We start from the raw sequence: 23234 nt of genomic DNA on the forward strand, positions 1-23234 counted from the left end.
CTATTTAATTAGCGGTTTGAACTTTGCCCAGGGGAATTGTGGTCCTGGATCAGGCTTTCTTCCAGGAGCGATATCGGAGTGGCCAATGATCTCCTTGATTGGATAATTGGCGATTAAAGTTTTGCAAACTTCAATTGCCGCACTGATCTGCACATCTGTATATTGCTGTGTGCCTGTGTTCTGAAGCTCGATTCCGATGCTATAGGAATTTAACCCGGTTAAGCCTCTCCATTTGCTCACTCCAGCATGCCAGGCTTTTTGATTGAACGGCACCAGCTGAGTGACCACGCCATCCCGGCTAATATGCAAATGCGCCGATATCTGGCTCTTTGGATCGGTCATCCAGTTGATCGCACTGGTCGCATTCGGTGCTGCATCGTAATGCATCACGATATAAATTGGGGATATTACGTTCCCTTTGTTTGGAGTGGGACGGAACCCGACTTGAGTTCCGTCGCTGTTGTATAGAAGATTGTGTTTTATTTGCATAAATTTATATTTTTAATTACAAAGTATCCAATGAGCATCTCTCCCCGGCTCTTTGGATATATTGTATTGATTCTTTCCCGGTCTTCATCCCCTTTTTAAGTTAATGCCCCCGAAGGGGCTTTTTTTCAATTTAATTCCCACTCCCAATGTCTTTCAAAAAATGGATCTGAACCATTATTTAAAGGCAGTTTAGCCATCAAAATATTATGTCTGTATACTTTTATTTCCATCTTTTTATTAAAAATTGAAGTTTTCATCAAACATTGCAAAAACTACTTCTTCTCCCAATTGATTGAGGTGAATACCGTCAATTGTGAATGTTTGGCCTGTTTGTCCACTACCAGCCAAAGAACCATTATAGATGTTAACATTGTCCTCTACTGATCTTTCAATAGCTACTTCCGTAATCCTGTTGAATAAGTCGATGACTGGAACATTTAAGTCGCTAAATCGTGACTTGATATTCTCTACATCAGCCTGACAAGACACAAATTCATTTGTAGATGTATATCCACTAAGGAATTCCCCTGTATTGCTAATAAAATTTGAATAAGTCGCGCCCCATAGAATATATGGCATCACTAGATACCCTTTATTTTTTAAATTATTATATTTTTCGATAAATTGAGCTCCATAATTCTGCGATGATAAATTTCTAGTCGGCACACCAAAGGAATGGTTAAGTACAGGCAATTGCCAAAGTATTAAATCAGGTTTGAAAGCGTCAACCATCCAACTTTCATATCTTTGCAGCATCGAGATATTATGACTTCCTTTGCTCGCACAGATGTATGTGAACATGTGTTCATAAGGACTGTACTCTATGCCCCAATAACCAAATCGGCCCGGCCCAACATTTTTTACGGAAATTACCTTTGAGTTAAGGTTTGTGAGAGACCTAAATTTTAAACGTCGTTGTGCATCATCTTTATAAAAACCCAATGTGCTGGAGGTATCAGCTTCCTTGAAACTTACAGTGTACCCATTTGCTTCTGCCCATGACGACCCATTCCATACCTCCACAATCCCATTACCTTCCGATATGTTAACCATTGTCATAGTCGCCCAAGATTTATCTGTGTGAAGTATAAGCGACAATCTTTTGATGTTTGCAGGCATCGCAAAAGTAATACCGGCGTTATCACCCCCATCAATAACCTTTGTTATTGGGTAATAGTATGACCCACCTGTTAATCCCCAATTATCATTATCAATTTCTTTTATAGTAGAGGTACCTCCACCTAAAACTTCGTTAAAAATTCCCTCATAATCAAATCTTCTATATTTTTGTTCTTTCCAACGAAGCTTTTCTTCAAGATATGAATTAAGATTATATTCAGTACAAAAAGGAGGGCGTTGATTTGCATCAGGTCTAGTCGGTGACCATTTAAGATTCGTACTTATACTGTCCCCAATCTGAACTAACGTGACATCTTGCTGTCTTTTATTGTATTTGTCAACGAAAGACAAAATATAAGATAAAAAAGGCGATTTACTTCTTGTTTTTTTAGGCTTCCAATTATCTACTATTTTAGGTTCTTTAGTTTCTAATACTGTTAATCGACCATTTATGCTACCTTCATCTATTTTGTAAAGTCTGATATAGTCAATTAAAGCATCAATGTTACTAGGTAGCCTCAACATAAAACCTATAGTCCCATCCGCCCTGATATCACTAGAAGTAAGGCTCATTGTGCCTTTTAAAATTTCGTATTCACCCTTAATTTTTGAATTTAAGACAGCAAATGATTTTAAATTTGGAGCATACGTCCATATCCCTAATTGCACTGCCTCATCAGAGATTCTTTTTAACTTGATTTCAACCGTATAATCTCCAGCTCCATTCGACAATACTTCTGTTACGCCCTGTAACAATCCAGCGTTACCATAATTAACAACTTGAACACGAGCATTACCATTTTCCCAACTTAAATTCCATTTAGCTTCATTAACTGCCCAATTGCTTAAATCATTGTTGAAGTCGGAGTTTTTTAAAAAATTCTTCGAAACACCAATAGTTTCGGTAAGATTTTCCACATCTGAATTTAACTTATCGACATTTTCTTTTATAGGAAGAGTGCTTGAAACTTCAATGACAGAAACATTGTAAACTTCGATTTGTACATTTTTATTCGCTCCAACAACAATTAAATAAGATCCATCTTCAGTAATATCAACATCAAGACTTATCTGCTTCCTTTGATTCACTGAAAATGATACAGAAACATTTTTATTAAAACCTGTCTTCTGAACAAGCAAGCGAATATCAGTAGACGTACTGCTCAAAAGTTTTATGTCTGCGGACGCTTTATATTTCTTCCCCGACTGTAAATTCGCTCTACTATATACTCCGGCGTCAACACTATTATTTGTGTTTACAGTCATTACTTTGTCAGTTACACTGTAATCAATGACAGGTTCATTTTTTAACCAACCGGTCAAGCCATAAGTGAAATCGCCATTGCTAAGAAGATTGGTGTTTGTCCCAAAAATTTCTTTATTAATGGTTTTAATATTATTTATATCTGTCCAGCTACTTAAATCGGATAATAAAGCGGTGTTATTACTTTTCAGACTGACATAGGTAACACCATCAGCACCGCGTACCTGCGCATCTTTATCGTAGCCGCCGACTTTAGCAGGGTCGAAAAGGGGGAGCAAGCCCTGACCATCGGCTCCTTTAGGCAGCGCCACACTACTTGCTAAGCTCCAGGTTGTACCGTTCCACCAGTTAGTATTTTTCTTCCCTGCAGGTGCTTCCCAAGGCGTGCCAGTCGCTACAGGAGGATTGGCTGCAGTTCCGTTAACAAACCACCCAATAACATCCTCCATTTTTCTGTTTGCTCCTGGAGGTCCAGGAGCCAATATTGTTGGAGTAGCTGAGCTTGCCCCACCTTTGATCGTTTTCAATTGAATAGATGCTTCAATCGTTGCATTCTTTACCTGTTGTGCCATATCCGCGACAACTTTTGTCCCTGCAAATACGCTTACTTTATATGATTTTGCCATTATTTTACTTAGTTACAATTCCGGTTAATATTAATTTTCCCTTGACAAATGTTGTCCGCTCGGTACCGTCGATTACAAGGATATCATAGAAATACACGTCCTTTTTAAGTTCGATCGTATTTAATCCAAAATTCATAGTCAATTTTGTCGGCTCGATCGTTAGGCCTCCATTTGCTTTAGTAAGTTCAAGAGCTATTTCCGAAGCGTTTAAATCGTCTTTGAACTGTACACGAATTTCTTTTCCGGCCAAGCTAAAAGGCACGATTTCACCAGTGTCTTTCTCGATCACTTCCCATCCCCAAAATTGATATTCTTCAGTAGTCCCCCGGACGAGAGTAATATCAAACTCATTTAGATCTATATTATAATCCATATCAATATTTAGTTATCAAAAAATTGCTCTTGAGAATGTTGGCTACTAATTTCAAATGACACAGCAAATAGACCGTTTCCATCTTGAGACTCATCGATGGATGATGATGAAATATTCACTGGCCACCATTCTTTCTTGAACAGCTCCAGTTTCCAACGACTTAAAATAAAATCACGAAAGCCAACGATTTCAGAATATGATTTATATCCAGAACTGATTTTCTCCTTATTCTCAAGAACAATATCCAGGTCAATATTCTCGCCTTTCTTCAGATCAAACGTTCCGGCTTGAGATATAATAGCATTACTCTTTTCAATTTCGTAGGAAATAGCTTTTTTCCCTGAAGTGAAAAGCGTCTCAGGAGATCCAAGAGAATTTTGAAAAAGAAAGACACGCTGATATTGATGTAATGTATCATCAACAAAAAATCGAATTATATTTGAAATCTTTTTACCCTCCGCATGCAGCCAAACCTTATATGAGACGATATCCAATTCTGGATAATAGGTATTTGCATTTATTTGAACGAGTCCAACCGGAATAATTACCTTCTCAAATTGTTTAATTTCAACAATTGAATAAGCTGTAAATGAGAACGGCATCCCATCACTGTAAACCACTTCAACCTCCACTTTGACTTCCGTATATGTTTCATTTAGATTGAACCAGGACAACCAATTCGGTTGGTCAGGAATTACTTTTTTGTCTTGAGTTGTACAGAGAAAACGAACTGATTCATTTACTGAAATTGATTCTCCAAAACTTAAATTTTGCAAGTTTTTTGGAAGCCCTCCATAAACGGCGAAAAACAGATCCGTAACGACTGAAGTCCTGGGACCTTGGGGCTCTCCGGATAATTCTGTTGCTCTCAAATAGAATTGCTTGATACATTTGCTTTTTACAATACCCACATCCTCTACCGATAAGATATCTGGTCCGTCACTTAGACACAACGAGGATAGAGGTTTTGAGAAATCCCAAGAGGCATTGCCATTGATATCAGGAACTAAAGCCGCAGAAACAACAGAGCGTTCAGCCAACGAAAGATCGATCGCAATAAGCTCTACAAAAATTTTAAGATTAGGTGTATAATTTTTTGACACTGGCGTTTGAGGTGTCTCAATAGCCACAGCAAGATCATTAGTAACATCTTGAATTTGCACATCTAAAGAAACATCATTCTCAATTGAGCTAAACTTGATTTTCTGACCGTCGACCTCTCCAACAAATAAAGATGACAGGTTAAATGCATTCAGTATTGCATTCTTAACTTTTACCAACCAATCTTGCTTTGTCTCAGTTGGACCAATTCGATGAGGAATTTTAAACTTGTTAATAGGACTCGCATATTCACATGAGAACAGAAATTTCGTTTGTTTTACAATTAAAGTGAACGACCAATCAAGATAATAATAATAAGTTTTTTCAGGAGTATGGAGTTCACTATCTACGACATTATCAACCTGGCTAAAGTCCAAAGTAAATATCAAAGGACGACCAGCCTCTAAAATTACTTGATCAGTATGGAATTCAAATACTATTGGATTTCTCGACCAGGAGACTTTATTGGGTTGCTTAACGATTGAAATTGCCATATCACAAAGATGGCTCTCAAAATAAATTTTGAAACGACAATTAATTGGTAAACTGGGATACAACAATATGAGAAATACGGTAAATAAAAAAGCCGGTGATATCTCATCAGCGGCCTAACTAAACAAATTAAAAAAAGAAATTACAATTTTATACTATCTCTTATTCCCAATTCAGCGTAATAACCGAAATGATTATCACCGATTGGGCCGATCGAGTCTCCATTCCAAATTTGAGGATCGAACATAAAAGGCTCCTGTCCCGGCACTTGAGGAGCATACCTCAATCTGTTGAAATACAAATAAAGCCGATCCAATACGCTTTCAGCTTTATCAATAACTTCAGTTTTCCTACGCATGTTGTCCAATGGCACAAATTGTACACATACAACAAGGCCTTCTTTAAGCCAAATATTACCATTTGCATTATTCTTTTTCGGGCTTTTGGCATAAGGAGGGACAAGCAAAACCATTCGATCCCCGATATCCTGTAAAATTGCAGCAGCTTCATCTGCACTGCAATCGAAAATAGCTGGAGCTTCTTCAGTGTGCAGAAGATCAGGATCCGCGATCGCGAACGCTGTAATAAGCTCCATGTATCTTGTTAGCGTCATTTCCTATTCTTCTTAATTTCTTTAAATTTAATCTGACCACGTTCTAAGCTCATTAGCGTAGTATGCACAAACTCACTTTCCAACGTTTCAGCTGTCCTACCTTTTTCACCGACAAGATCATCAAAAGTTCCTAACCATCCATAACGAGGCACTTTCTGTTTCGGCGTGTCAATTTTCTGATTCTTCTTTTTAGGGAAAATATGTGGATAATTGTCAAAAGCTTTCCATCTGGAAGCTAGATAGTACAAGTAGATACCGTCTTTAATAGACAGATCGAGATCCTTAAGTTCTTCAGCCCGGAATTCAGTCAAATTAGAATTGAACTTTTCACGGAGATCTCCGCAATATTCTACATTTCCAATCTCATGTGCAGCACCCTTTCCTTCCGGTCTATACAATACAGCAATCAACTTATTCAAGGTTTCAGGTTTCTTATGTTCCCAGTACTGAAGAAAGTATGTTTCAGCCATCACGAATTCTCCAAAACGCATATTACCTAAAAGCGGATCAGGCCCTAAATAACGGATATCGTTATGTGTAAATTCCGGAAGTATATTGATTGATATCTCCACTTTGTTAAATACCCATTCAACCAATTTAAAAGCTTGCTGAAGGTGTGGCAGATCAAACCGGTCTATTCCATCTTTTGCGCTAAAGGCCAACAAATACAATACTCTAACCAATTTATCACTGACCGTCATTCGAGGAAGTTCCTTGAGATATAATTGAGCAAGATTCGGATATATATTCAAAGGGACTTCATCCCAGCTCTGAGGTACATCGGCTACCCATTCCTGATCAGCGCCGGTTATTGTTAGTTTTTCCATTTTTATCGTTTAATTTTTCAGGTTCTTCAGGTAGAGGACTAGATAAATACTCCCTCTCAAATTCCTTTTGACTTTTTTCTTTTGATAGATGTTCAAGCCATGTTGGATCGAGGCTGGGATTATAATTTAGAAAAAGCTGACGTTTGAATTCAGGAATTTCTTTAGCAATTTTCAACCAACCGAGTGCCCCTACAGATCGAGCTTTAAAAGTTTCAGATATTTGTGACTGAATATATTCGGTCATTGTTGATTTATTAATAATATTTTTACCCGGAACAATATCAATTTTGTCAGGGAAAAAACCTCCTGCTTTAATCCTATCTCTCAAAACCAACCGCCCGAAGATTAAATTTATCCCAGGATTCGCCGGATCAAATGAGACTACGATCCGCATTTCATAACATTTAAGTTCCCTTGCTTTTTCAACATATTTCAAAAGGTCTTGTAAACGGACCGCTATTGGAACATTTTCCCTAAATACTTCGACAAACCTATACGCCATTATCAACTCCTTTCACGGCTAAAATAGCCATCTGTTTAACCCAAAAAGTTGTCATAAATTCACAATACTTTACTCCTTTCTCTTTCAACCAATCTGAATAGGTTTTACCAACACCACGTTCCAAGGTTAACTCAGCAATCATCTTGTCGATATCATATTGCGTTTTACCAACGCTTCCTATTTTCTCAATAAAAAACTCAGTAAAAGATCTACTTGCAATTTCTTCGGATTGTAGCCACGCATCAAACACTTTTCCACGCGCTATTGTATCCGCCAGTATAGGGCCACACATAGCCATTGCTTTACAAAATTTCATCATAGATTCTCCAGCCAATGAAGCTGATCCTCCTAGCAATGAAATTTCTCTAGCTCTCTTTTCGGAAGATTCAATCATTTGTTTTTTAAGCAGCCCCATATTTTCCCACAGATAAAATGGTGTTGCTTCCAATTCTGCTAAGCTCAAGGAATTAACCAAAGAATTATGGTATTTAGCACGCTCATAAGCTTTTTGATCTTTTTCTAAAAAGAAGAAATAGCCCTCTTCCCAATCACTTGAAGTTCTATAAGCAAAAAACTCTTCGACGGAACATTTTACACCATCTTCTAAGAGCATTTTGCCATCCCGAATAGTCATCCATTCGTGCGATTGAAAGTATTCATGGCTGATTTTAGAGCCATCTTTCATAAACTGCAAAGCTTCCTCCCTATTCATAACCTAGCTTAAAACCTTTTCCTAAATAGTACTCCTTTAGTAAAAGAGCCGGCACATAGTTAATTTTGGAGGTATCCAATTCAATGAATTTTTCATAAACCGGACAAAAACTAAAAAACAGATAATAATGTCTCATGCTCTGGGTTTAAATATTGCTGCGATTCGACTCCAAATGGCTGGCCATCCTACATTTGAGAAGACTAAAATCAAAACTATAGCCAAAATAACTCCGCCGACGATAAACCACCAGGAAAACCATTTATCCACTTTAACTCCAGCATCCGCGTGTACCTGCTTATTGAGATTAGTCGAATCCTGGACATGCCCCGAATTACTGGAGGTGTTGCTTATATAACTTGAACCAGTGGCCGAGGAATCTTTTGTGGTTCCGCTGTACAGCAATACACCGTTTTTGCCTTTAGCATTGATATTTCCTTCTTTATCGATATTGAACTCATCAAAACCTCTAGCTTCAAGCGCTACTGAACCAGTGCTATTTTTAACAGTGTAATTTCCCTGCAGTGTAGAAGCATTCGCTATATGCCAGGAGCTATCTCTACCAGCAGAAAAAAGGGTGCTCTCCGTTTTCTTACGAAACAGATTGCACCCAGTCAGGGATAGTAATAGAAGAATGAAAGAATAAAGCCTTACCATAACTTGATCAAAAGAGGGTGGCCAACCAAAAACCACCCTCACGCATTTATACCAGGAACCTTTAATTTAACATTGGGAACCAGGAGCAAAATTTGTTCTTAATTTCATCCCGGATCAGATTTGCAATAAATCACCAACAATAACAAACCTATATTGTAAGAAACAATTCACGCTCCCTCAAGCGTCTACGTTTCAAATGTCCTAATTCCCTATTAAATCTCATGCGACACTTTTCGGCTGGAATTTCAAGAATTGCATCTGCTGCTTTGAAATACTCTCCGTCATTTAATAGACCTAGCAATTTAGAACGGTTGAAGGCTAAACCTCGTATACTATAAACAATTGATACCAAAGTATCAAACTGATTTTGGGTCAACCTAACATCCACGTGAGAGTTCACTATCCTGGACGGAGAAATAAGTGAATATTTAAGGAGCTCGCTCGCCTCAGCTTCATCCTTTATACGATCTCCCTGGCGTACTTTTTGACCGTCTGGCCATCTTACGGTACCATAGCCCAAAGTCCACACACCGAAGTTATCTAAGTAGGCGTTAAGCCTAAGCTCCTCAAACCCCTTGACGAGTCTCAGCGCGTTTTGCGATATCTTCATAAGTGGCTAATTTTTGTTCATACTTCAATTTTGTTGCCTCCAAATTTTTGATGGACAACTGACAAGCCGCAAGTTCTGCAGAGAGCGAATTTGTTAGGCTATTGGCTTTGTTTAAAAGCGCAATGTACTCCTGCTCCCTTTTGAGAGCCGTTTCTATCTGATCCTGAAGAAATCCGATCTGTGTGCGTTGATCTTTGATCATTTCCCCATAAGTTGTCCGCACCTGTTCATCAACAGTGGCATTCGTTTGCTCGATCACAGCATTTGTCTGCTTTTTGCTCGTCCAATAGGTTACGATTGTCGATAAAACTCCAGAGCTAATTACAGCCATTAGAAGCTGCATAAGTGAGAATTGCTCGTTTTCCATATTACATTCCAAAAATTCCGCTTTCAGGTTTATTAATTACTCTATAACTCATTTCCGTTTCAACATCCTTCGCATCCGGAAAATCCGCCACATTCGCGTCGATGTAATTTCTCGCTTCATCTAAATATTTATTGCCATCATTCGTGAGCTGCTCGATCATTTTTTCGCGTTCATTATCGCCTCCTTTTTTACGGGCATCTTTTAAGGTCACATAATAGGTATATAGATTGATCTGAACGCCTAGATCAGTGACTTCTATTGCACGCTCAACGATACCCTTAGCCACGGTTAACAATACAATACCTGGCACCAGAAAGCGCTCCATCAGAATCTTTTCTTTCGTGGTATATCCGGACAATTGCTTCTCCTTCAGCTTCAGAAACAATGGTTCGCTGATCTTAGTCCGGACATCATTCCATTCAACCCGCTTCATAATGTATCGAAGTGTCAAATAGGTCATCCGATTAGCATTGATCTGATAGTTTTCAGAAAAGATCTCAGCAGTTTCGACAAAGAATTTCTTTTGTTCAAAATACGCCTCACTAGCTGCCCATACCGGGAAATCAGTCAAGTTTGCTTCCAGATAAAGTAGCAGCTCATTGAGCGCATTAAAACCATCACTGGCAAATTGGTACTTCAGATTATCAATCTGCCACTGGAAAGCAGTCTTTTTCGTATCATTGACAGAAATGGATACTCCGGTGGCTCCGATACTCACCTGAACCTGATCAATCGCATTCATGAAAGTTATGTTAGCGATCGCATCTTGCACGATTTCCATTACAGGCCAATACTTTTCGGTCATCAACAAGTACTGGGTACCGGAATCTTTAATTTTCTTTTTTTCAGCTTCAGGCTTTGTCTCCAAAATAGCTAAAGCTCCTGCGTAAGCTTCAGCCAATTCATTATAGAACTCATTGCCGAGTAAAGGCAGTATTTGGGAGCGTTCGGTCCTGCTAATCTGAGGACGAATTTCTTGTAGCTTTATAGTATCATTTAAGGTTACTTTTTGCTTGATCTCATTGATATCTGAAAATAGTCTCATGAATTACCTCCTTAACTAACAATTTTACTTCCCTTACCTGTATCCGTAGTAGTCAACACTTTATCCAAGGTCAAAAGCGTCATATCAGGATTCCAACCGTTGTAATCCCGGACAAACTCAAACATTTGATAGATGATCGCACGATCAGCGGCATTGATGGCATTCATCACTAACCAGGACTCTCGGATATCGGAGCCTCCCTGGTTGGCACCGCCATACGATCCGCCTGGCATCCCTAGCCCAAATATTGCCGGGTTAACCAACATTGAAAATAAAATCTCTGCATTGGCCGCTGCGCCATCAGGGAGATAAGCATCTGACTTGAGCTTATCGTCTATGGCCACGATTTCGATACCAGGAATACTTGTACCATTCAGTTTGTTAATATCGAAGAATGAAACAAATGTTTTCATCGCATTTTCGGTACCGGTTAAATACTTGTCCATTTCATCATACTGATCATTTACCGCCTTTGTCCTTTCAGCTTCACCCATTGATGCCCATTTGGGATATTTGGTTAACCAGTAAGACATGGAAATCTTTACATGATATTTAATGGCTGCTTGATTTCTAAAGATTGCCCGTTTGTAGGAAGGAATCGAGTTGGATATCTCCAGCCATCCATTAGAACGGACACCATCCCAGTGAGCCAGGGAATAGTAATCAAACTCCGGATCAGGATAATACGTAGGGAAAACATAATTATGACCTTTTTCAACATATTTAATCCGGTCCACCTCCGAAAACCAGTCTCGCGAATCGATTACATCGAACTCATCAAAATCATCTGCAGGAGAAGGAAAGTTTGCAGATCGCATAGCCTTTTCAATTCGTCCACTACTTTCATTGTAGGGGCGATATCGAAATTTTCTAGCTTTATCATGTCCGATCCGCACAATTTTTGAACGATCTTCATTCAGCATTAAAAGCGGAAATGAGTTTGCCAATGCATTATAATCCTGAATAATTGCCAGCCGGGTAACATCGAAATTCGAGCGCTTAAAGAAATCGCGTACATCCTGATCCTTTACAAGGTCATATTTCATTTGGTTGTTGTCGTCTAATTCTCTAGGAATAGCCGGAACGACCATTTGACCGAACAATTTTAGATTCAATAGCCTCAGCGCGCTCATGGCTACGCCGCTTTTGCGCACCATGGCCCACATTTCATCCGGAAACTTATCACTTTTCCCCCAGGGCACCCAATCACGTCCCCCGGAAAACTCATTTTTATTTGGAAGGACAGTGGAAAAATTTGCTATGCCTGATTCCCCGGATTTACCAGCTGAAGCATTTGTTAGAACTACAGAGCTTCCTTCTCTGAAAGAATATAGCGGAAAACCATCACTGGAAAATTGTGTATGCCTAGTACTCATTTGAAAACGCGTTTGCCATTTATTTCGAAAACTAACTGGATATGAAAAGCTGACTTGATACCTGATTCCAGGTTAACAATACCACGCATTTCATTTTCTCTAACTGAATATGGCAGGCCGCAAATCTGCGCCTTTTCAATCGTTTGCCATTGCCCTCCAGTTCCACGCTTGCGATCGCATTTCAAAAAAGTTATTGATAGCGTTTCGTCTGAAGACTGATATCGGCAGCGATCCAGTATCTTGAGCATTTCCGTGTAAGAAATTTTATCCATGCTCAAAAATCTATTTAATAAGTCCATTAGAAACGACAAGAACATATTTCAACTGATTTTCAACCTGTTAGTATGAATGTTTCAAAAAACTTTACCAAAAACATAACAAAACCCTATAAATCAATAATTTAAACAATTTATTTTTTCCAAAAATCATTAAAAGTGTCGACTTGAAGCCCGCCGTGCCCTGTCCTAAAAGGGCAATTGCCGTTTGCACCCCCACGGAATATGATTTCGACCCGGGAGAATAGCGCAACAAAAAAGCCGCTTAAAAGCGGCTCTTTTATCGTTTGACAAGCATTATGTCAGTGAACTTTGAATTATAACTAGGATTATTGGCATGGGAAATAGCTATCGCATGTTCGAAAGGATTAGCCCCAGGAACCTTCTTTGATATCCATTCACATAGCTCTACAACATTAGATTTATTGGAGGTAAAATAGAAGTATTGCTCAACGTCAAGCACATCCAATACATCTAAGTAATCAGATAATTTCCAATGAGATGATTTGTAGCTTGAAACATCTGTAGATAAGTAAGGCGGATCAACGAGAAATATAACATTAGCCTGATCGCGATAAAATTCAAATAACTCTTTGTAATCCATGGAGACCCTTTGGACACCATCTAAATAACCAATCGCATTATAAGGTGTTTCTCTGAGCGTATTGTAAAATACCTGTCTTGTTAATTCATCATAGCTCAGGGCATAATTCATGGCAAAGAGTAAATTAGATGATAAGGTGATATAATCAACGTATCCTAAACGCTTTTCTTCTGAATATACTCTATCTAATATGGAATGCCTTCTTTCAAAGGGTATAGCTTTATCTTTAGGAAGGTCGCAGATTAGATTTCGTATATCCTGAATCAGCTTATTGGTCTTAGGAATCCACGCAATCCTTTTGGAGAAATCATCATAATCATTGTATATGACTTGCGCATCCGGACAATGTTGTTTAACTGTATGGCTCAACAAACCACTTCCCCCAAACAGATCCACATAAGTGGCATTAGGATCACAGCTCTGGAGCTCAATTTTAAATTTTGTAAGAAATCTTCTTTTTTGTCCCATAAACGGCAGCGGCGACGAATTGTAATTTTTACTTGCTTTCATATATATTTTATTAAATTTGTGCTCTCACAATCAAAAACTTTATTGCATAACTCTAACATCGCGTCAGATTATACCCCTCGACACGTCGGTGTGTTATGCACTGTATGGTTTTTGATTGTGAGAATTTCGAAGGCAAGTCGAGGGGCTTCTTTAACTTGAAGACCTCGATGGCACCCACAATCCCTGGCTACTTTCAATAAGATGTGAATATTTGAAATATCCAATCATATCCATGGCATCGCCCTGGTGTGTGGTGTATCGTTGATCGACATGAGTCTTACGTTCATCGGTCTTTACTTTCTCCGGGCCAAACTTACCCTCCTTAGCTGCCGAGTTGTTGATCGATTCGATGAGATACTTACACTTTGTCCTGTTCCATTTGAATATCGGTAACAATGGATGATCGTTACGCATGGCAATCGACCAGAACTTATACTTATCCGAGTGCTCAGGTGCTGCACCATAATATTGCTGATCCACATCCCACCCATTCTTGATGAGCACCTCAACTACGATATCGGCATAAGTCTTAGGCGATCGGCCGTCTTTACCTATCGCCGTCTGATCATACCAATACGAGACGCGCTTAGTGGGATGTGGCTGATAGTAATCGCACCAGCGCTGCACAAGTACCTCCAGCATTTCTCCAGCTTCCTCAGGAGTAATCGAAGAAAGGAAATTGCATTCGTTCAGGAATGTCTCCTGAGCCGTGACTATACAACAGAACTTTCCATAGTCCAGGGCGATATCCAGTGGTGTGCTGGGTATGATATCGGTTACCTCACGGCAATCCAGTTTTTCAAATTTAGTGCGATCATAACCGACACCCTCATCTACCAACCCCCTCAGATAATCATTGTCAAAAGAATCATAACAAAGATTCCTTTCATTGAATGCCGGATAGAATCCCCCACCAACAGCCCTGGGCCGAATATTCTCTATCTCGATATCGTATTCATATTTGGACATGATACGACGCTGCATCTTAAAATAATTGTCAGGAAGATTCTCAGCATTTATCCGAGTAGGAGCTCGTAAATAAAATACCTCGTCCGGATTTGTTATAGCTGCCTGCTCATAGGTGTATATGTGCTTACCCTCTTGAGTTCTGGGAATAGAGCTGACATACACTTGAGACAGCCACCGCTTCTTATGCTCGAAATGAGACTTACCTCCACGTAAAGTGGCATAGGTCTCTGCCTGGAATTTCACTGGATCAAGCTCGCAGTATTCATCAGCCAAACCGGAACACGTGTTGATACCTCTGGAAGAAACATCTTGAGACAACATCACCCAGACAGCTCCGGTCCACCAGGCAATAGTTTTCCCCCAATCTAAAGGTGGTTCATAAGGAAGATTGTACTTCTTCCAGATAGGCTTTTGTCCAATAGTAAAGTGTATACCATTCTTATAACCCAAAGTCTCCAGAGAAAGAATGGTAGACGGCAATGTCCTGGTCAAAATTTGCTGATAGGTTCTGCCCTGAAGGAAATTTGTTGACCGGGGCATATCGCATGCTGTTTCGGACATCTCATCCGCTAAAACTGTCGACTTACCTACAGCTCTCGCCCCTTCTAATACCTTAATTTTTTGCGGTGCAGTCCGGATCAGGATTTGTGCCAGATTACGACGTACCTGGAGTTTAGGTTTCGAAATCTCAACCATTGTTATTTCCCTCCCCAATCACCTGAGCTTCTTCAGACATGCTATTCAAGATATCGCCAAGATCGATCACTCCCCCGGCGTGTATTTTTTGCAATGCACGCTGAGCTGTCTGATCAATTGAAATGATAACTTGGTGTTGCTCGATCTGATCAGCTATCAAAGCGCCTGCTTCATCGTTGACTCCAGCAGCTCTCAGCTCTTTGGCAATTTCCTTTAAGGCCATCGCATTGTTTTGCTTTTTGGCCATGATCCGGGCATCTAGGAGAGTCTCAATAACAATATGGTTGATCACATCTGCCTTCATACGACCAACCGATCCAAAAATTTCAAGCGCATCATTAATATATCGCCGAGCAGTTGAATTGGATATCGGATTATCACGAAGGCTTCCTAGTTTTTTGAGAACGGTTATCGTTTCGGTCATCGAGCTGTAATTCCTGAATAGTGTATAAGCATCCACATACCACTCAAGCAATTTGGTTTGCTTTGCAGTGAGATCGGACTCTTTTGATTCGGGATCTTTAAGATAGCTCAGGATATCATCCTTATTGGAATCTATTGATATTGGTTTAGCCATTCAAAACCTCCAATCTTTTTTTGACCAGTTCCAGTTTAATTTGGTTAAGCTGAAAGCGAGAAAGCACCTTTGCTTTTTGGTGGCCATCTGGTAAGGTTTCAAGCTTCTTTTTATCCTTCGAGATATTGGGAGGAATATTCTTGAGGTGAGCAAGCAATTTATCAAGCGGTAATTCATTGATTTCCTCCTGAATAGACTTCGCTTTCTCTACTAAAATTTTACCTGACAGCTTGTATTCGTCAATAACAGCCCAGCAAGCATTAACCTGATCATGATCATTCAGCAATGTTTCAGCCATTGCAAGCCTATTATCAGGATCATCCGTAAAACCAATTTCAATAAACAATTGCTGTGAACGTCGATAATGCATATTTTTTCTCCGGACTACTTCTTTGATCTTTTCGGGAAATAAAAAGTAATCGTCATTCAAAGCCGCTTTGGCAGGGATATCAAAAGACTCCAATGGAGCAATGATCGATTTCTCTACTACATCAGCAACAACCTCGACTTCGGATGGGCGATCCTCCTGGGATAGCTTCTTCAGCTCCTCAAGTAACCGGTTAAAATGAAGCGGCGATGATCCACTTCGAAAAAATGAGATCAGAACTTTGCTCGAGGCAAATTTTTCGAACAACACACGACCTTCCTCATAGCTACGATGCGAGTTTTCTAAATACCTTTGAATAACGGAAATTGCCATAAATCAAAGGTATTTGAGCCAATTTTAGCTAAAACGACACTTTCGGCTTATAGATATAAACCATTACATTTGAGTCACTTAAAAAAGCAGGTATCTGTAAATAATCAAGCGCCTCAATAACATCTATACTTTCCCAATTATTCTCCTTCTGCCAATAGATATTCACCTGAGCTTCGATCTCATCACGCTCCATCAAAATATTCTCACCGTCAGTTCTTACTGGCACAAAAAACTTCTCCTCCAGGATATTGATAATCTTTACAATCTTATCGTTCATATTATATGTATTTACAAAAAAGGCTCTTCAACAAGAGCCTTTTTATTTCACGCATTAAAAATATACTATTATGGACCAACCGGTTCCAATAGGATTGGCGGTTCATAAATCGCCGGTGGAATTGGTGATTTTGAGATATAGGTCTGCACCAAAGTATTTGGATCCTCGATCAACTTACCGGTGCCACCTTCAGCAGTCTCCAGCTGAGCAGGAAATTGTTTCGTACCCAAAACCTTTGCAGTACCATTCTGCTCAATGGCAATGAATACCATTCGGCGATTCGCAGTTGATGCAACAAATCCAGAAATTGTAGCATCATTTTTAGGATAGGATACTTCCATCGAGTTCTGGAATGACTTTCCATCACGAGCGCCGATCAGCGAATACTTCAGTTCACCAGTTTCCAAAGTAACATACAGCTTCTTGAAGGACTTACCGGTCTTAAATTTGAAATCATCGGCAGCCTTTACCGTAACTAAATCTTCAAAGTCAGTAGCGGTTTCAGTCACAATTTTTGAAAGCGCAACGGGCCACGTTTCTATATCTTCAGTAAAAGCGTAATAGACCTCTCCTGCTACGCCACCAGGATTGAAAACACCCTGTTGAAAGACAATATCTTTCGCGTTCAACCCCATTAGTAAAACACCAGCGCTTTTTAACGGGACAAAAGACCCGATAAAGATTGCTGAAGCAAACACTAGTCCAACAGAATTACTCCCAGTAGCTGAAGCAATGGTATTGCCAATAAAAAGGGAAACCATGATCAAGCATAGCATCCCAGCAAAAAATTTAATTGCACTGTACATCAATTAGTCCTCCTTTACTTCTTTTAAAAATCCTACACCAAGTTTCAACAAGCGTCCAACCAAATCAGAATCTTCCAAAAGATTCTCAGTGGTGAATTCCTTTCCTTCGAAAAAGAACGTTTTACCATGGATAGAATATGTTTTACCATTATGCTCCAGCGTTTGGAATCCATCTTTCGCGGCTTTTTGAACCTTTTCAAGTGATTTTGACATGGTAGTCATCAGCTCCATTGCTTCGTCGCGCTCTGTTGTTAGGGCATCCACCGAGTCGCTCAATGACTTATTATCTGCTTTCAAATTACTGTTCTCGGTATTTGTTATAGCAAGATCAGACTGAAGACCTGAATTCTTGGTAGTGAGTTCTTCATTTTTAGACTTCAGCGAATCGCGCTCTTTTGTTAGAGCAGCAATTTCTTTATCCTTTCCAGCGATAATCTTTGCTGTCGCCGTATCCAACTCCTGTTGAGTCGATTTATTTTCATTTTCAGCCATTGCTTTAAATCTTTTAATTTTTAAAAATTTGATTGTGGGACAAGCCCACAACCAAAACAACTATATACTTAACTATGAAAAAGCCTATGCAGCTACTAAATCCTGGTCATTATGGTACACATAAGGCAAGTACCAGAATCCTAAGCCGATCCACCAGTCAGAAAGCAACTTAACATCTCGATCTTGCTTTTGAACATCGAATCTTCCCTGATTTTCTCCAGCCTTCATTGGATTTGCCTTATTGAATTTAGGAGTAGCATAAATCAAATCACTACCATCCATAGCAGGATATCCCTTTACAGTAATCTGCGGATGATCGATCAAAGTTGAAAGATTTGGCTTTTGCTCGTAATTCGTATTGTACTTCTTACGAACCCCTTCTCGGTATGTCTGTTCAACCTGTAAGCTAACAGATACCTCATCCAATTCGACACGAATCAATGCAGGAATACTTTTAACAAAGTTTTCAATATACGTTACTAATGCTACTGGATCAGATGGCAAAGCCCCTAAGACAATCTGCTTTGTCTTACCAGCAGCAAATCCATCTCGGATTTTTTTCCGGATGCCATTTAAAGAAGCACCAGCTGCTGTAGCTGTTCCATCTACAATAGCGCCCTTAACACCTTTAAAAGCTTCCAAGAGCTCTAAGTCAGCATAGTACTGCTTAATAATAAGTTGCTCTGAAATGTAACGGACAATAGGCCAATCCTTACGCTCCAGTTTATTTTCAGCCAAAAACCCTAGCCATGACGGCATAATTTCGTCTGGAGAGATCAATTCATCGATCTTAACATGATCAAGCTCAATTTTCTCCAACTCAAATTTGACCTCATTACCAGCAATCGGCGTAAATTTGCGCTGAAATGCCTGTAACACCCGTTTGATCGATGCTGTTGCTTTATAAACAACAGTACTATCCGTAGGCAATAAGGGAAAAGATTGTGTAAAAACAGATCTCTGCATCAAAACCGTCTGAAGGTTCTGCATCCCTTGCCCACCATCTACATAATAGCTGCCAAATTCGGCTACTACTTCATCAATATTAATTCTCATTATACACGGTTAAATTATAAACACTTAATTCTACTAACCAAAAATTCCGCGATCGGCGATCTGATTGTGAGCAGCAACAGTAGTAGGTTCCTCCTCTTCTATTTCAGGATCCTCTGTTGATTTCTTTGCAGATTTAGATTTCGTTCCAGGATCACTAGCAGCACGCTTAGCAATCACACCTTCCAAAGTTTGAATGCGGGTCTGATTCGCCTGAATTGTTGCTTCCTGGTTAGCGATCGTCGTGTTCGCCGTAGCTAACGAAGCATTAGCAGTCGCAAGTTCAGCTGTCACGCGCGCCCCCTCATCGATAACTGATTGCTCGACGATTGTAAAGTCCGTAATACCAGCTGCTGTCAGATCAGCGTTAGCCAGGTCTAAAGCGGCCTCAGCTCCTTCAGCTTCAACAGAAGCCAATGCAGCCACATTGTTAAAATTATTCATATTAAAATTTTTAGTTTTCTTGCTTGAAGTGAGTGTGCGGAGATGCCTTATAGCATCATCCATTGTCCCAATACCGTCGATGAGGCCCATTGTCAAAGCTTCATCAGCGAAATACATTTTGCCGGTTGCCCAGCTGTCATTTTTTAATCGATCACCACGGCCCAACCTTACAGCGTCTAGAAGTTCGCCAGTAACCAGGGAAATACGATCCTCCAGTTCAGCGAGCGCATTCTTATCTCCAGCCTTCGCAAGTTCATAGACGGTATTTTTGTCCTTAGACTGCTTGGCCTTAATAACAATTCGCTTAACCCCCTCTCTCTGTTCACGTTCAGTAGCGTCAAGTAAAGTGGAATAACCACCAAAACTTCCTATCTCACATAATTTGGAAGAAGCAAATACAGCATCTGCAGCAGCAGCAATAAAGCCACCACCACTCGCTGCCATACCTCCATTGATATAACTCAAGCTAGGTTTTACAGAAGCCATAATTGCCTGCATAAATTCAAGCACACCATCAGCTTGTCCCCCAGGAGAATCGATAAGTAAGAAATGGGAAGTTATATTGGACGCATTTTCAGCTTCATTAAATGCGCTATGGAGCTCATGCGTTCCATCGCCACAAAAGCCATAATGCATGATTGGCCCACGTAAATCGTAAAGTGCTATTGAATCCTTACCTGCTTTAGTCCAGCCATCCCGATAATTGTATCTAGCCAAACTTGGATCAAGAATAAGGTTTGAAGGAGCCGAGGATTTGAACGAGACGGATTCTCCATTAAGGAGCATCTGGATCAAACTCCAGTTTGCGTCGATCCAGGATTCATCCAGAAGCCACGATGATCTAAGAATTGAAGAAATTACATTGAAACCATTCATTAAAAAAGCCGATCAATTTGTTAAGCACAAAGATTGATCGGCTTTTTTACTTGGAAACGACTATAAATTGATGGTATAAGGGTATATCGGGGCGCTTTCGAGGCATTTACCTTCAAAAGAATATGAATAGCGTTTGTCTTTTGCTGAATAACTGTACGTAAAAAATAAATCCCCATCAAGCCCGGCAATACGCTGTTTACCCAGCAGATCTACAAATACAATGACATAGCGAACCGTAAAATTTCCCATGCTCTTAAACAAGTCCTGAATTTCGGAAGAGTCACCAGGAAAAGCACCGTCTATATTTGTATCGAAATACCCTCCATTGTCAGAGGTCTGATATTTCTCGCCAAAATCCAATGAATCAGAGCTTGCATAACCAGTGTACCAAAAAGACGAATTCTTAAACACCACCTGCTGTTGAGCCAGTCCTCTATGAACTCTCGGAATTTTCTCTATTTCATGTTTTGGAACGAAGTAGAATGATCCTAATCCTCCAGGATTTAAGATCGGACGCTTTGGGAAATTCTTTATCATAATACAAACTTGATCTATTGACCAGGATAAGAAACGACATTCAAAAAGTGTTAAATTTTGCGACACTTTCGTCCCCTAGTTTTTTGTCATTTTAAAGTCAGAAAGAATTAGGCGATTGATTTTTTGAAGAATTGTCCTAAAATTTCATTTTGACGATCCCGATATCGCTCGTAATCTTTCTCCAATGTCCTTATGCCGATGATATCCTCATGCAAATTGCACTTCTTCATAAAATCAATAATGCACTGCCTGATCTGAGACCGATTGTAAGTAACATGGAAATCCATGTACGAATGGAACTCATCCAGGAACATGAACCTAACCATATTATTGAAATCAACAAGCGTCTTACTGGGTACACAATAACCACTGTTTTTAAAAGCACGCTCCGTTATCTGAACCGTTAGCTCCTGATCATATTTACTCAAGTCAATACGATTATTGTTGATCGGTAGATTCTTTTTTTTACACAATGAATTCAAAAGGAAAATACCGAAGATATTTTTCTTTGATAAAATGAAAGGATCAGTATCAAACTTGGAAGAAAGATATAGCTTGTTAACCTCGGTTACTAAAATTGGTATGTCTACGACCATAGCGCAAAATTATCCTCTTTTGCATTCAGATCACATCAAAACCGTTGAAAGTGTTCCAATGTTCCAATGCGTTCCTACTGTTCCAATCTGTTCCAATTGACTTTTTTAATAAAATATAGCTTTAAATATATTTAAATAAACTTTTGGAACAATTGGAACGATTGGAACACTTTTTCATGCATTTGAAACGTTTGTTATCTTTTTCTTAATTAACTCACAAAATCAGCCCCCACAGCTGAGAAACGCACCTTGGAAAAAATGGCCGGAAATAATCAGAAAATTGGAACAGTTGGAAATTATTAGGAAAATAGGCCCTTAGTGACCTTTTTTAATTGGAACGATTGGAACACCATCTTTAAATTGCTTCATATGCTTAGCAATTTCCTCATTATCTACAAACAAAAAAGCCAATCATGTCGATTGGCTTCTTACTTTAAAGTACATTGGGTTTCTGTTCAATGTTGTAATCCGAATCTATTTCGAAACATTCATTTTCAGAATTAATTACTAGTGGTAGCTTAAAATCCATATAATTACATATATGATAAAGTCCTTGCCTGACATGCGTAAAATCAAATTTCACACCACGCAGTTCTTTATCGACCAATTCTTTCTCGTTAACAGCGTGGAAATGGACTGTGATAAGCTCTAACATTTTCTCTTTAGCGATCATTACATCTCCCTGAATTAGGTCTACTATACCACTATAAGATACATCCATACCAATCCCACAATAATAGTTGACATTCTGGTCAAAATTCAACCTGTCAATTTCAGCAGCTATGAAAGCAGCTGCCTCAGCTAACCTTTCAACTTCAGACATGTTCACAAATTTGTTCAAAACTTCATCCGGCCAACCTAATGGCCAAAGATTCGGATCACCTGTAAGCAAGGTAACTGCAACTTTGGTTAAGCTTCCATCTCCATACTTTAGGTCGTCTACAGGTCTATGATCATGATGAAAATGACCATCTCTTTTTTCTTTGATTAAATCTATTCCTGATTTCATAATATATTAGGCATGTTCAAGTAATTTGGTTTTAATTTTAATTCTTATATATCGCATCGATCCAACAGCAGTTCCTTCAGGTATATCCAACATCTCGGCAATCTCTCGGAATTTGTAACCGGCCATATTTAGCCGAAAAACATCCCTATGTAAGGGGTTTGCTGTATCGACGACCTGATCTAGCTCCTTAAGATAAAACTTGGTCAGTGCATCGTTATGGCTGATCGGCTCACTATCCAACAGCAGCTGCATATTTTTCTTTTGTTTCCTGATCAAGCTCACAAACTTTTGCTTAAGGACATATTTAAAATAGCCGTCGGATAGGTCATTTGTACGATCGCGAGATCGCCATATTGAGATGATCGCTTCTTGTATAATGTCATTAGCATCATCGATATCTTTGGTAAGGCCCATAGCATAACTAAGAAAGCGTTTTGGTGCCTTTGCTAAATATTGTTCAATCATTTTTTTCGTTGGTTGTAAATTTTCGACTTTTCAAATGAGCAGTAATCAACAAGCTAATGCTGCTCTCACTGACTTGGTATTTTTGCGCTAACTCTTTCAATAAAAAACTTCCGGTATAAAATAACTCTATAACCTCCTTCTTTTGCCGTTTTGATAGCTTTCTATATACCATCGTTAT

General features: G+C 39.3%; 28 protein-coding genes. All 28 read right to left on the bottom strand.

The window, feature by feature from the left end; genetic code table 11:
• Positions 1-390: an N-acetylmuramoyl-L-alanine amidase gene (locus B4Z90_RS08030; protein WP_349681256.1), complete on the bottom strand. Its 390-nt coding sequence runs from the start codon at positions 388-390 to the stop codon at positions 1-3.
• A 336-nt stretch (positions 391-726) separates the two neighbouring features.
• Complete coding sequence (locus B4Z90_RS08035; protein ID WP_286801855.1) at positions 727-3498, bottom strand: hypothetical protein; 2772 nt, start codon at positions 3496-3498, stop codon at positions 727-729.
• Positions 3499-3502: 4 nt separating this feature from the next.
• Entirely contained in the window at positions 3503-3871 is a 369-nt protein-coding gene (locus B4Z90_RS08040; protein WP_286801856.1) for a hypothetical protein, read from the bottom strand.
• Between the two features lie 8 nt (positions 3872-3879).
• A complete protein-coding gene (locus tag B4Z90_RS08045) occupies positions 3880-5466 on the bottom strand; it encodes a hypothetical protein (RefSeq protein ID WP_286801858.1) in 1587 nt (528 codons plus the stop codon).
• 140 nt (positions 5467-5606) lie between these two features.
• On the bottom strand, positions 5607-6077 hold the full coding sequence (locus B4Z90_RS08050) for a hypothetical protein (protein WP_286801859.1): 471 nt from the start codon (positions 6075-6077) through the stop codon (positions 5607-5609).
• Positions 6074-6904 (bottom strand): hypothetical protein, encoded by an 831-nt coding sequence (locus B4Z90_RS08055; protein WP_286801860.1) that lies wholly within the window; start codon positions 6902-6904, stop codon positions 6074-6076. Before B4Z90_RS08055 ends, B4Z90_RS08050 begins: the two co-directional genes overlap by 4 nt.
• Positions 6876-7406 (bottom strand): hypothetical protein, encoded by a 531-nt coding sequence (locus B4Z90_RS08060; protein WP_286801861.1) that lies wholly within the window; start codon positions 7404-7406, stop codon positions 6876-6878. The genes B4Z90_RS08055 and B4Z90_RS08060 overlap by 29 nt, the downstream gene beginning before the upstream one ends.
• Positions 7396-8118 (bottom strand): hypothetical protein, encoded by a 723-nt coding sequence (locus B4Z90_RS08065; RefSeq protein ID WP_286801862.1) that lies wholly within the window; start codon positions 8116-8118, stop codon positions 7396-7398. The genes B4Z90_RS08060 and B4Z90_RS08065 overlap by 11 nt, the downstream gene beginning before the upstream one ends.
• A gap of 132 nt (positions 8119-8250) precedes the next feature.
• Positions 8251-8772 carry a hypothetical protein gene (locus tag B4Z90_RS08070; protein ID WP_286801863.1) on the bottom strand — a complete coding sequence of 174 codons (522 nt, stop codon included), beginning with the start codon at positions 8770-8772 and terminating at the stop codon, positions 8251-8253.
• A gap of 148 nt (positions 8773-8920) precedes the next feature.
• Complete coding sequence (locus B4Z90_RS08075; protein ID WP_286801864.1) at positions 8921-9382, bottom strand: lysozyme; 462 nt, start codon at positions 9380-9382, stop codon at positions 8921-8923.
• Complete coding sequence (locus B4Z90_RS08080) at positions 9339-9749, bottom strand: hypothetical protein (RefSeq protein ID WP_286801865.1); 411 nt, start codon at positions 9747-9749, stop codon at positions 9339-9341. Before B4Z90_RS08080 ends, B4Z90_RS08075 begins: the two co-directional genes overlap by 44 nt.
• A gap of 1 nt (position 9750) precedes the next feature.
• Positions 9751-10794 carry a DUF6712 family protein gene (locus B4Z90_RS08085; protein ID WP_286801866.1) on the bottom strand — a complete coding sequence of 348 codons (1044 nt, stop codon included), beginning with the start codon at positions 10792-10794 and terminating at the stop codon, positions 9751-9753.
• Between the two features lie 11 nt (positions 10795-10805).
• Positions 10806-12170 (bottom strand): hypothetical protein, encoded by a 1365-nt coding sequence (locus tag B4Z90_RS08090; protein WP_286801867.1) that lies wholly within the window; start codon positions 12168-12170, stop codon positions 10806-10808.
• Positions 12167-12442: a hypothetical protein gene (locus B4Z90_RS08095; protein ID WP_286801870.1), complete on the bottom strand. Its 276-nt coding sequence runs from the start codon at positions 12440-12442 to the stop codon at positions 12167-12169. Before B4Z90_RS08095 ends, B4Z90_RS08090 begins: the two co-directional genes overlap by 4 nt.
• A gap of 283 nt (positions 12443-12725) precedes the next feature.
• The gene (locus B4Z90_RS08100; protein ID WP_286801871.1) at positions 12726-13559 is read right to left on the bottom strand and encodes a DNA adenine methylase; all 834 of its coding nucleotides are present in this window, start codon (positions 13557-13559) and stop codon (positions 12726-12728) included.
• 150 nt (positions 13560-13709) lie between these two features.
• Positions 13710-15224 carry a hypothetical protein gene (locus tag B4Z90_RS08105; protein ID WP_286801872.1) on the bottom strand — a complete coding sequence of 505 codons (1515 nt, stop codon included), beginning with the start codon at positions 15222-15224 and terminating at the stop codon, positions 13710-13712.
• Complete coding sequence (locus tag B4Z90_RS08110; RefSeq protein WP_286709567.1) at positions 15217-15801, bottom strand: hypothetical protein; 585 nt, start codon at positions 15799-15801, stop codon at positions 15217-15219. The genes B4Z90_RS08105 and B4Z90_RS08110 overlap by 8 nt, the downstream gene beginning before the upstream one ends.
• Positions 15794-16501, bottom strand: coding sequence for a hypothetical protein (locus tag B4Z90_RS08115; RefSeq protein ID WP_286801874.1), 708 nt, complete (start codon positions 16499-16501; stop codon positions 15794-15796). The genes B4Z90_RS08110 and B4Z90_RS08115 overlap by 8 nt, the downstream gene beginning before the upstream one ends.
• Before the next feature lie 28 nt (positions 16502-16529).
• Positions 16530-16778: a hypothetical protein gene (locus B4Z90_RS08120; protein ID WP_286709565.1), complete on the bottom strand. Its 249-nt coding sequence runs from the start codon at positions 16776-16778 to the stop codon at positions 16530-16532.
• Positions 16779-16846: 68 nt separating this feature from the next.
• Positions 16847-17554: a hypothetical protein gene (locus B4Z90_RS08125; protein WP_286801876.1), complete on the bottom strand. Its 708-nt coding sequence runs from the start codon at positions 17552-17554 to the stop codon at positions 16847-16849.
• Positions 17555-17587: 33 nt separating this feature from the next.
• Positions 17588-18076, bottom strand: coding sequence for a hypothetical protein (locus tag B4Z90_RS08130; protein ID WP_286709563.1), 489 nt, complete (start codon positions 18074-18076; stop codon positions 17588-17590).
• Positions 18077-18160: 84 nt separating this feature from the next.
• A complete protein-coding gene (locus tag B4Z90_RS08135) occupies positions 18161-19132 on the bottom strand; it encodes a hypothetical protein (protein WP_286709562.1) in 972 nt (323 codons plus the stop codon).
• Between the two features lie 33 nt (positions 19133-19165).
• Positions 19166-20449, bottom strand: coding sequence for a S49 family peptidase (locus B4Z90_RS08140; RefSeq protein WP_286709561.1), 1284 nt, complete (start codon positions 20447-20449; stop codon positions 19166-19168).
• 60 nt (positions 20450-20509) lie between these two features.
• Positions 20510-20986 (bottom strand): hypothetical protein, encoded by a 477-nt coding sequence (locus B4Z90_RS08145; protein ID WP_286709560.1) that lies wholly within the window; start codon positions 20984-20986, stop codon positions 20510-20512.
• Positions 20987-21093: 107 nt separating this feature from the next.
• On the bottom strand, positions 21094-21582 hold the full coding sequence (locus B4Z90_RS08150; protein ID WP_153848611.1) for a hypothetical protein: 489 nt from the start codon (positions 21580-21582) through the stop codon (positions 21094-21096).
• 433 nt (positions 21583-22015) lie between these two features.
• Positions 22016-22591: a hypothetical protein gene (locus B4Z90_RS08155; RefSeq protein WP_286709559.1), complete on the bottom strand. Its 576-nt coding sequence runs from the start codon at positions 22589-22591 to the stop codon at positions 22016-22018.
• Between the two features lie 6 nt (positions 22592-22597).
• Positions 22598-23056, bottom strand: coding sequence for an RNA polymerase sigma factor (locus tag B4Z90_RS08160; protein ID WP_286709558.1), 459 nt, complete (start codon positions 23054-23056; stop codon positions 22598-22600).
• The gene (locus tag B4Z90_RS25165) at positions 23049-23228 is read right to left on the bottom strand and encodes a hypothetical protein (protein WP_376745401.1); all 180 of its coding nucleotides are present in this window, start codon (positions 23226-23228) and stop codon (positions 23049-23051) included. Before B4Z90_RS25165 ends, B4Z90_RS08160 begins: the two co-directional genes overlap by 8 nt.
• Positions 23229-23234: the final 6 nt, after the last annotated feature.

Source organism: Sphingobacterium sp. UBA5639 (assembly GCF_002421245.1).
Taxonomy (GTDB): Bacteria; Bacteroidota; Bacteroidia; order Sphingobacteriales; family Sphingobacteriaceae; genus Sphingobacterium; species Sphingobacterium multivorum.

Coding starts and splice junctions, on each gene's coding strand:
- B4Z90_RS08155 (WP_286709559.1), bottom strand. CDS start 22,591: ATGAAATCAGGAATAGATTTAATCAAAGAAAAAAGAGATGGTCATTTT.
- B4Z90_RS08150 (WP_153848611.1), bottom strand. CDS start 21,582: ATGGTCGTAGACATACCAATTTTAGTAACCGAGGTTAACAAGCTATAT.
- B4Z90_RS25165 (WP_376745401.1), bottom strand. CDS start 23,228: ATGGTATATAGAAAGCTATCAAAACGGCAAAAGAAGGAGGTTATAGAG.
- B4Z90_RS08040 (WP_286801856.1), bottom strand. CDS start 3,871: ATGGATTATAATATAGATCTAAATGAGTTTGATATTACTCTCGTCCGG.
- B4Z90_RS08090 (WP_286801867.1), bottom strand. CDS start 12,170: ATGAGTACTAGGCATACACAATTTTCCAGTGATGGTTTTCCGCTATAT.
- B4Z90_RS08130 (WP_286709563.1), bottom strand. CDS start 18,076: ATGGCTGAAAATGAAAATAAATCGACTCAACAGGAGTTGGATACGGCG.
- B4Z90_RS08060 (WP_286801861.1), bottom strand. CDS start 7,406: ATGGCGTATAGGTTTGTCGAAGTATTTAGGGAAAATGTTCCAATAGCG.
- B4Z90_RS08085 (WP_286801866.1), bottom strand. CDS start 10,794: ATGAGACTATTTTCAGATATCAATGAGATCAAGCAAAAAGTAACCTTA.
- B4Z90_RS08095 (WP_286801870.1), bottom strand. CDS start 12,442: ATGGATAAAATTTCTTACACGGAAATGCTCAAGATACTGGATCGCTGC.
- B4Z90_RS08100 (WP_286801871.1), bottom strand. CDS start 13,559: ATGAAAGCAAGTAAAAATTACAATTCGTCGCCGCTGCCGTTTATGGGA.
- B4Z90_RS08120 (WP_286709565.1), bottom strand. CDS start 16,778: ATGAACGATAAGATTGTAAAGATTATCAATATCCTGGAGGAGAAGTTT.
- B4Z90_RS08050 (WP_286801859.1), bottom strand. CDS start 6,077: ATGACGCTAACAAGATACATGGAGCTTATTACAGCGTTCGCGATCGCG.
- B4Z90_RS08135 (WP_286709562.1), bottom strand. CDS start 19,132: ATGAGAATTAATATTGATGAAGTAGTAGCCGAATTTGGCAGCTATTAT.
- B4Z90_RS08070 (WP_286801863.1), bottom strand. CDS start 8,772: ATGGTAAGGCTTTATTCTTTCATTCTTCTATTACTATCCCTGACTGGG.
- B4Z90_RS08080 (WP_286801865.1), bottom strand. CDS start 9,749: ATGGAAAACGAGCAATTCTCACTTATGCAGCTTCTAATGGCTGTAATT.
- B4Z90_RS08045 (WP_286801858.1), bottom strand. CDS start 5,466: ATGGCAATTTCAATCGTTAAGCAACCCAATAAAGTCTCCTGGTCGAGA.
- B4Z90_RS08110 (WP_286709567.1), bottom strand. CDS start 15,801: ATGGCTAAACCAATATCAATAGATTCCAATAAGGATGATATCCTGAGC.
- B4Z90_RS08160 (WP_286709558.1), bottom strand. CDS start 23,056: ATGATTGAACAATATTTAGCAAAGGCACCAAAACGCTTTCTTAGTTAT.
- B4Z90_RS08140 (WP_286709561.1), bottom strand. CDS start 20,449: ATGAATGGTTTCAATGTAATTTCTTCAATTCTTAGATCATCGTGGCTT.
- B4Z90_RS08065 (WP_286801862.1), bottom strand. CDS start 8,118: ATGAATAGGGAGGAAGCTTTGCAGTTTATGAAAGATGGCTCTAAAATC.
- B4Z90_RS08035 (WP_286801855.1), bottom strand. CDS start 3,498: ATGGCAAAATCATATAAAGTAAGCGTATTTGCAGGGACAAAAGTTGTC.
- B4Z90_RS08075 (WP_286801864.1), bottom strand. CDS start 9,382: ATGAAGATATCGCAAAACGCGCTGAGACTCGTCAAGGGGTTTGAGGAG.
- B4Z90_RS08125 (WP_286801876.1), bottom strand. CDS start 17,554: ATGCTATGCTTGATCATGGTTTCCCTTTTTATTGGCAATACCATTGCT.
- B4Z90_RS08145 (WP_286709560.1), bottom strand. CDS start 20,986: ATGATAAAGAATTTCCCAAAGCGTCCGATCTTAAATCCTGGAGGATTA.
- B4Z90_RS08105 (WP_286801872.1), bottom strand. CDS start 15,224: ATGGTTGAGATTTCGAAACCTAAACTCCAGGTACGTCGTAATCTGGCA.
- B4Z90_RS08055 (WP_286801860.1), bottom strand. CDS start 6,904: ATGGAAAAACTAACAATAACCGGCGCTGATCAGGAATGGGTAGCCGAT.
- B4Z90_RS08115 (WP_286801874.1), bottom strand. CDS start 16,501: ATGGCAATTTCCGTTATTCAAAGGTATTTAGAAAACTCGCATCGTAGC.